Annotated in this window: 12 protein-coding genes; 7 read left to right on the top strand and 5 right to left on the bottom strand. The window is 63.5% G+C overall.

The features are described 5' to 3' along the window. Positions 1–13: 13 nt before the first annotated feature. From dapF to USDA257_RS28110, 5 genes are all read left to right on the top strand, one after another. On the top strand, positions 14–916 hold the full coding sequence (gene dapF, locus USDA257_RS28130) for a diaminopimelate epimerase (RefSeq protein ID WP_014766379.1): 903 nt from the start codon (positions 14–16) through the stop codon (positions 914–916). After that, on the top strand, positions 913–2,187 hold the full coding sequence (gene mtaB / locus USDA257_RS28125; RefSeq protein WP_041414767.1) for a tRNA (N(6)-L-threonylcarbamoyladenosine(37)-C(2))-methylthiotransferase MtaB: 1,275 nt from the start codon (positions 913–915) through the stop codon (positions 2,185–2,187). Before dapF ends, mtaB begins: the two co-directional genes overlap by 4 nt. 440 nt (positions 2,188–2,627) lie before the next feature. Further along, positions 2,628–3,959, top strand: coding sequence for a signal recognition particle-docking protein FtsY (gene ftsY / locus USDA257_RS33100; protein ID WP_161623563.1), 1,332 nt, complete (start codon positions 2,628–2,630; stop codon positions 3,957–3,959). Between the two features lie 99 nt (positions 3,960–4,058). Further along, positions 4,059–4,691, top strand: coding sequence for a septation protein A (locus USDA257_RS28115; RefSeq protein ID WP_014766375.1), 633 nt, complete (start codon positions 4,059–4,061; stop codon positions 4,689–4,691). Next, on the top strand, positions 4,688–5,278 hold the full coding sequence (locus USDA257_RS28110; protein ID WP_014766374.1) for a DUF2585 domain-containing protein: 591 nt from the start codon (positions 4,688–4,690) through the stop codon (positions 5,276–5,278). The genes USDA257_RS28115 and USDA257_RS28110 overlap by 4 nt, the downstream gene beginning before the upstream one ends. Positions 5,279–5,483: 205 nt before the next feature. On the opposite strand, the gene USDA257_RS28105 is transcribed toward USDA257_RS28110, so the two are convergent. From USDA257_RS28105 to ccmA, 5 genes are all read right to left on the bottom strand, one after another. After that, on the bottom strand, positions 5,484–6,095 hold the full coding sequence (locus USDA257_RS28105; protein WP_014766373.1) for a DsbE family thiol:disulfide interchange protein: 612 nt from the start codon (positions 6,093–6,095) through the stop codon (positions 5,484–5,486). Continuing rightward, positions 6,092–6,268 (bottom strand): heme exporter protein CcmD, encoded by a 177-nt coding sequence (gene ccmD, locus USDA257_RS28100; RefSeq protein WP_014766372.1) that lies wholly within the window; start codon positions 6,266–6,268, stop codon positions 6,092–6,094. Before ccmD ends, USDA257_RS28105 begins: the two co-directional genes overlap by 4 nt. After that, positions 6,265–7,035: a heme ABC transporter permease gene (locus tag USDA257_RS28095; RefSeq protein WP_014766371.1), complete on the bottom strand. Its 771-nt coding sequence runs from the start codon at positions 7,033–7,035 to the stop codon at positions 6,265–6,267. The genes ccmD and USDA257_RS28095 overlap by 4 nt, the downstream gene beginning before the upstream one ends. A gap of 168 nt (positions 7,036–7,203) precedes the next feature. Beyond that, positions 7,204–7,863 (bottom strand): heme exporter protein CcmB, encoded by a 660-nt coding sequence (ccmB, locus tag USDA257_RS28090; RefSeq protein ID WP_014766370.1) that lies wholly within the window; start codon positions 7,861–7,863, stop codon positions 7,204–7,206. After that, entirely contained in the window at positions 7,860–8,483 is a 624-nt protein-coding gene (ccmA, locus tag USDA257_RS28085; RefSeq protein WP_014766369.1) for a heme ABC exporter ATP-binding protein CcmA, read from the bottom strand. The genes ccmB and ccmA overlap by 4 nt, the downstream gene beginning before the upstream one ends. Positions 8,484–8,751: 268 nt before the next feature. On the opposite strand from ccmA, the gene acnA reads away from it, so the two are divergent. Continuing rightward, entirely contained in the window at positions 8,752–11,442 is a 2,691-nt protein-coding gene (gene acnA / locus USDA257_RS28080) for an aconitate hydratase AcnA (protein ID WP_014766368.1), read from the top strand. 208 nt (positions 11,443–11,650) lie between these two features. Next, positions 11,651–12,424 (top strand): DUF1223 domain-containing protein, encoded by a 774-nt coding sequence (locus USDA257_RS28075; RefSeq protein WP_014766367.1) that lies wholly within the window; start codon positions 11,651–11,653, stop codon positions 12,422–12,424. Positions 12,425–12,567: the final 143 nt, after the last annotated feature.

Below are 12,567 nucleotides of genomic sequence, written 5' to 3'. Positions count from 1 at the left end.
GACAAATCGCGACATGACCGACCACGTGCAATTTGCCAGGATGAACGGGCTTGGAAACAAGATCCTGGTGGTCGACATGCGCGGCCGCAGGGACCGGGTCACGCCTGAGGCCGCGATCGCGCTCAACGCCGATCCGGCGACCCAGTTCGACCAGATCATGGCGATCCACGATCCGAAGGCGTCCGGCACCGATGCCTGGATCGACATCATCAATTCCGACGGCTCTATGGCCCAGGCCTGCGGCAACGGCACCCGCTGCGTCGTGCAGGCGCTTGCCGCCGAGGCCGGCAAAAAGGCCTTTCTCTTTCATACCGTCGCCGGCCTGCTCGAAGCGAAGGAGCACGACGACGGCTTGATTTCGGTCGACATGGGACTACCGCGGTTCGGTTGGGATGAAATTCCGCTCGCCGAGGAATTCCACGATACGCGCCGGATCGAGCTGCAGATCGGCCCGATCGACGATCCGGTGCTGCATTCGCCCTCGGTTGCTTCGATGGGCAATCCGCATGCGATCTTCTGGGTGGAGAACGATGTGTGGAGCTACGAGCTCGATCGCTTCGGACCGCTCCTTGAAAATCACCCGATCTTCCCCGAGCGTGCCAACATCTCGATCGCTCGCGTCCGTTCGCGCCAGGAGATGGACCTGAGGACCTGGGAGCGCGGCGCGGGGCTAACGCTTGCCTGCGGTTCTGCCGCCTGTGCTGCCGCGGTCAGCGGTGCCAGGACAGGTCGCACGAACCACACTGTCACCGTGAATGTTCCGGGCGGTCCGCTCCTGATCGAATGGCGGGAACGAGACAACCACGTCATCATGACGGGACCGGCCGAATGGGAGTGGTCTGGCACGCTGGATCCCTCAACCGGCGCCTTCGAGCGCGAGGTCACGACCAGCGAAAGCGGAGCGCGAGCGCTTTGAGCGGCGTCGAGGTCATCACCTTCGGTTGCCGCCTCAACACCTATGAATCGGAAGTGATGCGGGCGGAGGCCGAGAAGGCGGGGCTGAACAACGCCATCCTCGTCAACACCTGCGCCGTCACGGCCGAAGCCGTGCGTCAGGCACGCCAGGCGATCCGCCGCGTGCGGCGCGACAATCCGCACGCCCGCATCATCGTCACCGGCTGCGCCGCCCAGACCGAGAAGGAAACTTTTGCCGACATGGCAGAGGTGGACGCGGTTCTCGGCAACGAGGAGAAGCTCGCGAGCGCTTCCTATCGTTCGCTGCCGGACTTCGGCGTCTCGGCCGAGGAGAAGTTGCGCGTCAACGACATCATGAGCGTGCGCGCCACGGCGCCGCAGATGATCAAGCACATCGACGGGCACGTGCGCGCCTTCATTCAGGTGCAGAACGGCTGCGACCATCGCTGCACCTTCTGCATCATCCCCTATGGCCGCGGCAATTCCCGCTCCGTGCCGATGGGCGCGGTCGTCGACCAGGCGCGGCGGCTCACCGAAAGCGGCTATCGCGAGATCGTCTTGACCGGTGTCGACGCGACCAGCTACGGCGCCGACCTGCCTGGAACCCCGATGCTCGGGCTTCTCGCCAAAACGCTTCTGAAGCAGGTGCCGGACATCCTGCGGCTGCGCCTTTCCTCGATCGACAGCATCGAGGCGGACCGGCATCTCCTCGACCTGATCGCCGACGAGCCGCGCTTCATGCCGCATTTGCATCTCTCGCTGCAGCACGGCGACGACCTGATCCTGAAGCGCATGAAGCGGCGCCATTCGAGCGGCGACGCCCGCGCCTTCTGCGACCAGGTGCGCAGCTTGCGACCCGAGATCAGCTTCGGCGCCGACATGATCGCCGGCTTTCCGACGGAAACGGAAGAGATGTTCGAAAACGCGGTGCGCCTCGCCGAGGACTGCGGCCTCGCCCACCTCCACGTCTTCCCTTATAGCCCGCGCCCCGGCACGCCGGCGGCCCGCATGCCGCAGCTCGACCGGGCGCTCGTCAAGGAGCGGGCCGCGCGTCTACGCGCGAAAGGCGCCGCGCTTCACGCCGCCCATCTCGACCGCATGATCGGCACCGAGCAGACGATTCTCGTCGAGTTGAACGGATTGGCGCATACCGAGAACTTTACGCTCGTCGATGCTGCCGGCCTCGAGCCGCGGTCGCTGCTGGAGGTCACGATCTCCGGCCACAATGGCAAGCATCTGGCGATGCAACGAAAACAGATGGCTGCGGCCTGATATCCGGACATTTCCATGGCAATTGGTTTCATCAAGAAGATCTTCTCCTTCGGCAAGGACACCGTCGAAGAGAAAACCGTGCCGCCGCAGGAGGTAGTGCCGGAGGCGCCGGTTGCCGATGAGGCTTCGGTAACCGTCTCTGACGTTTCGGGACATCTCCCCGACACGGGGGGAGAGGAGGGGCGACCGCCGAAGATGATCGCGATGATCCTAGCGAGGAGAGGGCTGGCGAGATTTTGCCATCCGTCGAACGCGCCCCGGATGAGGTCGGCACCCATCGCGAAGAAATCAAGGCAAGCGCCGGCATCGCTCCTGGCGAAAGCGTCGAGATGGAAGACCAGAGCGCTCCGCCTCCGATCTCCCCCCTTGCGGGGAGATGCCCGGCAGTGCAGAGGGGGTGAGCCCCTTCCGAAGATGCCGCGCTTGGCGATGAGGTCGAGATACCTTCCTCTGTCCCTTCGGGACATCTCCCCCGCAAGGGGGGGGATTTGGGGGAGACCGAGGCGATTGCCGAGGACGACCGGACGGGCTTTGAGGAGGCCAGGGCGGGTGCGGACGATCGCGTCGCCTCGTCCGAGTCAAGCTCGCAAGATGCTCCGGAGATAACCGCACCGGAGACCGACGCTGCAGGCGAAGGCCCCGAGAAGCATGCCGACATCGCCGCTCCCGAAAACGTCCCGGAAGATGACGAGAGCGCCGCATCTCTCTCCCCCCTTGTGGGGGAGATGCCCGGCGGGGCAGAGGGGGATACCTCACCCGATGACCTCGCCGCCGCCGCTCCCAGCCTCCCCAAAGGCTTTGCAACCTCCGACAAGCGTCCGAAGGAGGCGGCACCGGCGCCGCAGCCGAAGCTTTCCTGGTACCAGCGGCTGCGCCGCGGTCTCGCCCGTACTTCGTCGCAGCTGACCGGCCAGATCGCCAGCCTGTTCACCAAGCGGAAACTCGACGAGGCGACGCTGCAGGACCTCGAGGACCTGTTAATCCAGGCGGATCTCGGCGTCGAGACGGCGATGCGCATCACCGACACGCTCGCCTCGGAGCGCTACGGCAAGGATGTGACGGGCGAGGACGTCTCGCGCATCATGGCCGGCGAGATCACCAAGGTGCTGGCGCCGGTCGCCAAACCGCTCGAACTCGATCTCAGCCATAAGCCGCACGTGATCCTCGTCGTCGGTGTCAATGGCACCGGCAAGACGACGACGATCGGCAAGCTCGCGGCAAAGCTATCCGGCGCGGGTTTGAAGGTCATGGTCGCGGCGGGCGACACGTTCCGGGCCGCGGCGATCGAGCAGCTGAAGATCTGGGCCGAGCGGACGAAGTCCGACATCGTCGCCTCGAAGCTCGGCGCCGACGCGGCCGGGCTTGCCTACGAGGCATTCCAGCTTGCCCGCGAGAAGAAGTCGGACGTGCTGATCATCGACACGGCCGGGCGGCTGCAGAACAAGGCCGAGTTGATGGCCGAGCTCGAAAAGATCGTCCGCGTCCTCGGCAAACTCGATCCCGACGCACCGCACACCGTGCTGCAGACCCTCGATGCGACGACCGGTCAGAATGCGCTGCAGCAAGTGGAGATCTTCCGCAATGTCGCCGGCGTCAGCGGCCTGATCATGACCAAGCTCGACGGTACGGCGCGCGGCGGCATCCTGGTGGCGATCTCCGCCAAGCACAAGCTGCCGGTCTATTTTATCGGTGTCGGCGAGGGTATCGACGATCTCGAACCCTTCGAGGCGAAGGACTTTGCCGAGGCGATCGCCGGGGTTGCCGCCGCTTGATCGAGAAACCGAGCGCTTGCAGCCTAAGCGGCTGCTGATATGGTTTTGCCGCAATGCTGGTGTTATGAGCAGCCAGAAATGCAAGAACAGGATCCGCACATGTCGACAATCGAGGCCGCCAAGCCGAAGACAGAGGTGAGCCCGCTCCTGAAGCTCGTGCTCGAGCTCGGACCGCTCATGGTCTTCTTTTTCGCCAATTCGCGCGGCGACTGGCTGGCAAGCCGCTTTCCGGCTCTTGCGGAGCTCGGCGAGCCGATCTTCATCGCCACCGGCCTGTTCATGGCAGCGACCGCCGCGGCACTCATCGCCTCCTGGATCATGACCCGCACCCTGCCGATGATGCCGCTGATCTCCGGCATCGTCGTCTTCGTCTTCGGCGCGCTGACCCTCTGGCTGCAGAACGACACCTTCATCAAGATGAAGCCGACCATCGTCAATACGCTCTTCGGCGCGATCCTGCTCGGCGGGCTGCTGTTCGGCAAGTCGCTGCTCGGCTATGTCTTCCACGCTGCCTTCAAGCTCGACGAGGACGGCTGGCGCAAGCTGACGATCCGCTGGGGCGTGTTCTTCCTGTTTCTCGCGGTCCTGAACGAGATCGTCTGGCGCACCTTCTCGACGGACTTCTGGGTCGCCTTCAAGGTCTGGGGAACGATGCCGATCACCATTCTCTTCACTCTTGCCCAGATGCCGCTGATCATGAAGCACTCGCTGGAACAGGAAGGTGCCGAGTGACGATCGCCGCCGGTACCGAGGATCACAGACAGCGCATTTGGATCTGGCTGCTCGCCTGCCTCGGCGTCGTCGCGATCCAGATCCTGACGCAGCATCTGATGGGACGGCTGTGGATCTGCGAATGCGGCTACGTGAAATTATGGGAGGGCGTCGTCAATTCCAGCGGCAACTCCCAGCATATTGCCGACTGGTATACGCCGTCCCACATCATCCACGGCATTCTCTTCTACGGCCTCGGCTATCTCGTGCTGCGCGGCAAGCCTTTGAGCGCCCGTCTGCTGCTCGCGACCATGATCGAGTCTGCCTGGGAGATTGCCGAGAACACGCCGATGGTGATCAACCGCTATCGCTCCGCGACGATCTCGCTCGACTATTTCGGCGACAGCATTCTGAATTCCACCATGGACACGCTCGCCATGGCAGCGGGCTTCCTCATAGCATCGCGGCTGCCTGTGGCGGTAACCGTGGTGATCGCCATCGCCCTCGAACTCTTCACCGGCTGGCTGATCCGCGACAACCTGACACTCAACGTGCTGATGCTCGTCTGGCCGCTCGATGCAATTAAGGCGTGGCAGGCGGGACTTTAGCGCCCTTTCGCTGGGTTACTTGCCCCCTTATCCGGCCTGCCGGCCACCTTCTCCCCGCTCGCGGGGAGAAGGGACTGCGGCACCCGTTTGCTCTCTCGATTGGAGTCGGTGAGGTGCGTTCGGGTGGCGCCGCGGGTCTCCTTCGCCCGGCTTGCGGGGAGAAGGTGGCCGGCAGGCCGGATGAGGGGCAAAGGGCCGCTGCACCCTACGATCCGGCAAGCGCCTTCTCGATGGCCGGTAACAGCCCCTCCTTAAGGGTCCGCTCGTCAAGAGGGCCGGCGCGCTTGTAGAGGATCGTGCCATCGGCGCCTACCAGGAAGGATTCCGGAATCCCGTAGACGCCCCAGTCGATCGCCGCCTTGCCGTTCGGATCAATGCCGACCGCCGAGAACGGATTGCCGAGTTCGCCCAGGAACCGGAGCGCATTGTCATTGCGGTCCTTGTAGTTGATGCCGACGACGGTGAGCCGCGGATCCTTGGACAGTTCGAGGATGATCGGATGCTCCTGGCGGCAGGGGACGCACCAGGAGGCCCAGACATTGACGAGGGTCAGCTGGCCCTTGACGGCAGCGTCGGTCAGCGCCGGCATCGGCTGGCCGGAAGGCGTCGCGGCGCCCTCGAGCGGCGGCAGGTCGAGCTTCGGCGCCTTGCTGCCGATCAGGGCCGAGGGGATTTCGCTGACGTCCCTGCCGGAGTTCAACTGGCTCCAGAAGATCAGCGCCAGGCCAGCGAAGATCAGAAGCGGAAGGGCCGCGAGCAGATAGCGCAAGGCCCCGGGCCTGCGCTCGTCCGGCTGCGGCGCCTGCGTACTCGTCATTGGGCCTCTCCGCCTGAAACGTCCGCCGAACGGCGGCGAATGCCGGCGGCCTCGAGCGTCTTCAATTCGCGTTGGCGGGCGCGGCCGTCGCCGACAACCCAGTAGACGAGCCCCGCCACGACCGCGAGGGCGACGGCGTAGCTGGCAATCACATAGGCGGCATGGCTCATCATGGCGCGAGCGTCTCCCGTCCGGCATTGCGGGCCGCCTGTCGCCGGAGCGACGTCACCCGGCGGCGCCAGATCTCGTTGCGCATCGCGGCGATGTGCAGCGTGAAGAACAAGAGCGTGAAGCCGATCGCCATGATTATCAGCGGCCACAGGAATTCCGGATCGATCGTCGGCCCGTCGAGGCGCATGACGCTCGCCGGCTGATGCAGCGTGTTCCACCATTCGACCGAGAACTTGATGATCGGGATATTGACGAAGCCGACCAGCACGAGCACGGCGGAGACGCGCGCCGATCGGGCGGGATCGTCCATGGCGCGGTTCAGCGCCATCAGTCCGAGATACATGAGGAAAAGCACGAAGACGGAGGTCAGCCGCGCATCCCACACCCACCAGGTGCCCCACATCGGCTTGCCCCAGAGCGAACCAGTGACGAGCGCCAGGAAGGTGAAGGAGGCGCCGATCGGTGCAGCCGCCTTGGCCGACACATCGGCGAGCGGATGGCGCCACACAAGCGTGCCGAGCGCCGAGATCGCCATCACCGTGTAGCACATCATCGAAAGCCAGGCGGATGGCACATGCACATACATGATGCGCACCGTCTCGCCCTGCTGGTAGTCGCCCTCGGTCGTGAAGGAGAGCCAGAAGCCGACGGCAAAGAGCAATATCGTAATACCGGCCATCCACGGCAGCACCCGATCGGCCAGCGCCAGGAACCGGGTCGGGTTGGCGAGGTCGCTGAACTTGCGGATGGCCAGGCTGTTGTCGCTCATGACGGCTCTTTAACGCGGAAGCACCCCTTCCGCAATTGACCTACAGCGCCGCGCGTCTTTTGGACGCGCAAAGGTCGCTGTAGCACTTTGACGCTGCATAATTTTATCCTTAGCTCAAATGCGATCTAAGGAATTATGCAGTGGTCAATCACGATCGCGTCATTGAAATCAATCAGACGAATGTCGCAGTGCGGCGGCCGTCGCCACCGGTCCGATCACCGCGAAGAACAGGGTTATCGCCATCAATATCATGAAAGGCGGCAGAAAGGGGGCGGGATCTTCGACCGCCGCATAGACCGCGCTGACACCGAAGATCAGTACGGGGATGGCGAGCGGCAGCACGAGGATCGAGACGAGCAGTCCGCCGCGTGGCAGGACCACGGCAACGGCCGCGCCGACCGCCCCGATGAAGGTGATCGCCGGCGTCCCGGCGAAGAGCGTGAGCATCGTGGCGCCGATGGCAAGCTCGTCCATGTTCATGAAGAGGCCGAGAAACGGCGAGGCGACGACCAGCGGCAGGCCGGTGGCGGCCCAATGGGCGGCGCATTTGACGAAGACGGTGAGGACGAGCGGTGTCTCCTGCATCAGCAGCAGATCGAGCGAGCCGTCTTCGCGCTCCGCCTGGAACAGCCGGTCGAGGCCGAGAAGCGCGGCGAGCAGCGCGCCGATCCAGAGAATCGCCGGGCCGATCCGGGCGAGCAGATTGAGATCCGGCCCGACGCCGAAGGGGATCACGGAGACGACCGTCATGAAGAACAGCACGCCGATCATCGCACCACCGCCGGCGCGCACCGAAAGCTTCAGGTCCCGGAAGAAGAGAGCGATCAATCCGCAAACCCCGTCATCTGCAACGTCTTCGATTGTCCAATCCCCAGCGACTGGTGGGTGGCGACAATGACGATGCCGCCACGCTCGAGGTGGCGCGTTACCAATCCGGCAAAGAGCCTGTCCGCCCCGGCATCGAGAGCCGCCGTGGGCTCGTCGAGAATCCAGATCGGCCGATGGGCGACAAGCAGCTTCGCCATCGCCATGCGCCGCTGCTGGCCGGCGGAAAGATAGCCGAAGGGCAGATGGGTGATGCCGGCGAGCCCGACGGCGGCTGCGGCCGCAGCCAGATCGAGGCCGGAGCCGCCCGGCGAATTGCCGAGAAAGTGCTGCCAGAAGGAAAGATTTTCCTCGACCGTCAATTCCTGCTTCATCGCATTGCGGTGGCCGAGATAGTGGCTGAGCTCGCGCGGATGCTCATAGCCGGAGGGCCCGTCCTTGAGTGATAGCCTTCCCGATTCGACCTGAAGAAGGCCCGCCAGGACGCGCAGCAAAGTAGACTTTCCCGAGCCGTTCGGACCCGTCACGACCAGCGCTTCCCCGGTTGCAAGCGAAAAGGAAATATCGTGAAAAATCAAGTCTTCACCGCGCCTCGCGCTCAAACCCTCTACCAGCAGGCGCATCAATTTTTGGCTTTCCTTGACGCTCTTTTCCGCAGAGCAAAAAAAGTTCCGATTGAACCTTGGTTGGTCTGGCACGATTTGGAGAAATTATCTATAAGGCGGCCAACGCGCCAGCGGTCGGCGTGAATTTCATCCAAGCGCCGAACATGGAATGACATTCCACGTACGGACAGCGGAAATGGCCGCACCCGCATCCCATTTCGCGCCTCACAGGCGCTCGGGCGTTCGTACGTCAGTTTTTGGCGATCAGACGGAACGGGGTATTCCAGTGTCCAAGTCCCTAGACAGCTTCAATTGTCGCTCCACGCTCACGGTCAATGGCGTGGATTATGTCTATTACAGCCTGCCGAAAGCGGAAGCGAACGGGCTTTCCGGTGTGTCCAAGCTTCCCTATTCGATGAAGGTTCTGCTGGAAAACCTGCTGCGTAACGAGGATGACCGCTCGGTCACCAAGAAGGACATCGAAAACGTCGCCGCATGGCTCGGCGACAAGGGCACGGCGGAAAACGAGATCGCCTACCGTCCGGCACGCGTGCTGATGCAGGACTTCACCGGCGTTCCGGCCGTCGTCGATCTCGCAGCGATGCGCGACGCCATGGTCTCGCTCGGCGGCGACCCGGAAAAGATCAACCCGCTCGTTCCCGTCGACCTCGTCATCGACCACTCGGTCATCGTCGATGAATTCGGCACGCCGAACGCCTTTGCCCGCAACGTCGAACTCGAATACCAGCGCAACGGCGAACGCTACCGCTTCCTGAAGTGGGGCCAGCAGGCTTTCAAGAACTTCCGCGTCGTGCCGCCTGGCACCGGCATCTGTCACCAGGTCAATCTGGAATATCTCGGCCAGACGGTCTGGACCCGCGAAGAGAACGGCGAAATCACCGCTTACCCGGATACCTGCGTCGGCACTGACAGCCACACCACGATGATCAACGGCCTCGGCGTACTCGGCTGGGGCGTCGGCGGTATCGAAGCCGAAGCCGCGATGCTCGGCCAGCCAGTCTCGATGCTGTTGCCGGAAGTCATCGGCTTCAAGCTGACGGGCAAGCTCAAGGAAGGCGTCACGGCGACCGACCTGGTGCTGACCGTCGTGCAGATGCTGCGCAAGAAGGGCGTGGTCTCGAAGTTCGTCGAATTCTTCGGCCCCGGTCTCGACAACATGACGCTCGCCGACCGCGCGACGATCGGCAACATGGGTCCGGAATACGGCGCCACCTGCGGCTTCTTCCCAGTCGATGCCGAAACGATCAACTATCTCACCATGTCGGGCCGTGAAGAGCAGCGCATCGCGCTGGTCGAAGCCTATTCCAAGGCGCAGGGCATGTGGCGCGAGGGCGACGGCTCCGATCTCGTCTTCACAGACACGCTGGAGCTCGACCTCGGCGACGTTGTGCCGTCGATGGCCGGCCCGAAGCGTCCGGAAGGCCGCATCTCGCTGGAAAACATCGCCTCCGGCTTCGCCACTGCACTCGATAACGACTACAAGAAGCCCGGCCAGCTTGCGAACCGCTATGCGGTCGAAGGCACGGATTTCGACCTCGGCCATGGCGATGTCGCGATCGCGGCGATCACCTCCTGCACCAACACCTCGAACCCGTCGGTGCTGATCGCCGCCGGCCTGCTTGCCCGCAACGCCGTCGCCAAGGGTCTGAAGACCAAGCCCTGGGTCAAGACCTCGCTGGCACCGGGATCGCAGGTCGTCGGCGAATACCTGGCCAAGTCAGGCCTGCAGAAGGATCTCGACGCCCTCGGCTTCAACCTGGTCGGCTTCGGCTGCACGACCTGCATCGGCAACTCCGGCCCGCTGCCGGGGCCGATCTCGAAAACCATCAACGACAAGGGCCTGATCGCCGCCGGCGTTCTCTCCGGCAACCGCAACTTCGAAGGCCGCATCTCGCCGGACGTTCAGGCGAACTACCTCGCCTCGCCGCCGCTCGTCGTCGCCTACGCGCTCGCAGGTTCCGTCCAGAAGGACCTGACTAACGAGCCGATCGGCGAAGACAAGGATGGCAAGCCGGTCTACTTGAAGGACATCTGGCCGACCTCCAAGGAAATCCAGGAGTTCATCTTCAAGTACGTGACGCGTGAACTCTACGCGAGCAAGTACGCGGACGTCTTCAAGGGCGACGAAAACTGGCAGTCGGTCCAGATTCCGGCCGGGCAGACCTACGCATGGGACGAGGCGTCGACCTATGTCCAGAACCCGCCCTACTTCGTCGGCATGGGCAAGAAGGGCGCCGGAATCTCCGACATCAAGGGCGCTCGCGTCCTCGGGCTCTTCGGCGACAAGATCACCACCGACCACATTTCTCCGGCCGGGTCGATCAAGGCTGCATCGCCGGCAGGCAGCTATCTGCTCGAGCACGGCGTCGGCGTTGCCGATTTCAACCAGTATGGCACCCGCCGTGGCAACCATGAAGTGATGATGCGCGGCACCTTCGCAAACATCCGCATCCGCAATCACATGCTCGGCCCGAACGGCAAGGAAGGCGGCTACACGATCCACTATCCCTCCAAGGAGGAGATGTCGATCTACGACGCGGCGATGAAATACAAGGAAGAGGGCGTTCCGCTGGTCATCTTCGCCGGTGTCGAATACGGCAACGGTTCGTCGCGCGACTGGGCAGCCAAGGGCACCAACCTCCTCGGCGTCAAGGCCGTGATCGCCCAGTCCTTCGAGCGCATCCACCGCTCGAACCTCGTCGGCATGGGCGTCGTTCCTTTCGTCTTCGAGCAGGGCATGACCTGGGATTCGCTCGGTCTCAAAGGCGACGAGGTCGTGACGATCGAAGGTCTCGCCAACGTCCAGCCGCGCGAGAAGCGCGTCGCCAAGATCACCTATGGCGACGGTTCGGTGAAGGAAGTGCCGCTCATCTGCCGCATCGACACGCTGGATGAGGTCACCTACGTCAACAATGGCGGCATTCTGCAGACGGTTCTGCGCGATCTCGCGGCCTGAGCGGGTCGCCTGACCGCAACGGATCAAGCCGGGGCATCAGCCGATGCCCCGGCTTTTTGCTGCTTCGGAATGCTGCGCGCGCCTACAGGCCGGTTTTCCCCAACCGAGCGGCAGGTCACTCCAACGTGACTTTCTGTTGAAACCGGGCCGTCGTATGTAATGTATTCCACGGATGAAAGACGCCCGCCCGACAAACCCAAGTGAAGCCATGACATTCGCACCGACGCCAATGATCCGCCGCCTGGCCCTGACGATAGGGCTTTTCGGAGCCATCGGCGGCACGGCGGCGGCAGACAATGTCAAGACGTTCAAGGGCGTCGTCGAGCTCTTTACCAGCCAGGGCTGTTCGTCCTGTCCGCCGGCCGACGCCGCATTGAAGACGCTCGTCGACGAGGGCGAGGTCGTGGCGCTCGCCTATCATGTCGACTACTGGAACTATCTCGGCTGGGCCGACACGCTCGCCACCAAGGAGAACACCGAGCGGCAATATGCCTATGCCCGGATGCTTGGCCGTAGCGGCGTCTACACGCCCCAGGTGGTTCTGAACGGCCGCGACCACATGAACGGCTCCGACTTGCAGGCGATCAAGACCCGTCTGGCGACGATGAGCGCCAGCGGCGGCGGCCTTGCCGTGCCGGTCGATGCCTCGATCGGCGGCGAGGAAATCTCCATCAAGGTCGGCGCCGGCGAGGGCAAGGCGAATGTCGTCGTCGTTTATTTCGACCGGGCCAGGGAGGTCAAGGTCGAAAGAGGCGAGAACAAAGGCAGAGAGATCGCCTATTGGCACGCGGTCAAGGATATCCAGACCATCGGCATGTGGGACGGCAAGCCCGCCCAGTTTACGCTGCCCGCGTCGGTGCTGATCGAGGGGCGTGGCAACAGCGGCTGCGCCATCCTGTTGCAATCGATGAAGAATGCGGAAACGCCAGGCCCGATCATCGGCGCCGCAACCCTTCTGGCCGGCCCGCAGGGCAGGCTTTAGCAGCTCCCGACGACGGCGTTTTGATTCGGAATTGCAGCCGACGATTGGCTAGAGGATGGTTCGGCCCGGCAGCATCGAGGGGCTGGGGCTGAGGGTTCGAAGTTACCGGACCGAACCGGTCATGTCCGCGTTTGGAAACCTCC

The organism is Sinorhizobium fredii USDA 257, from assembly GCF_000265205.3.
GTDB lineage: Bacteria > Pseudomonadota > Alphaproteobacteria > Rhizobiales > Rhizobiaceae > Sinorhizobium > Sinorhizobium fredii_B.
This window is presented reverse-complemented; position numbering and strand designations above follow the sequence as displayed.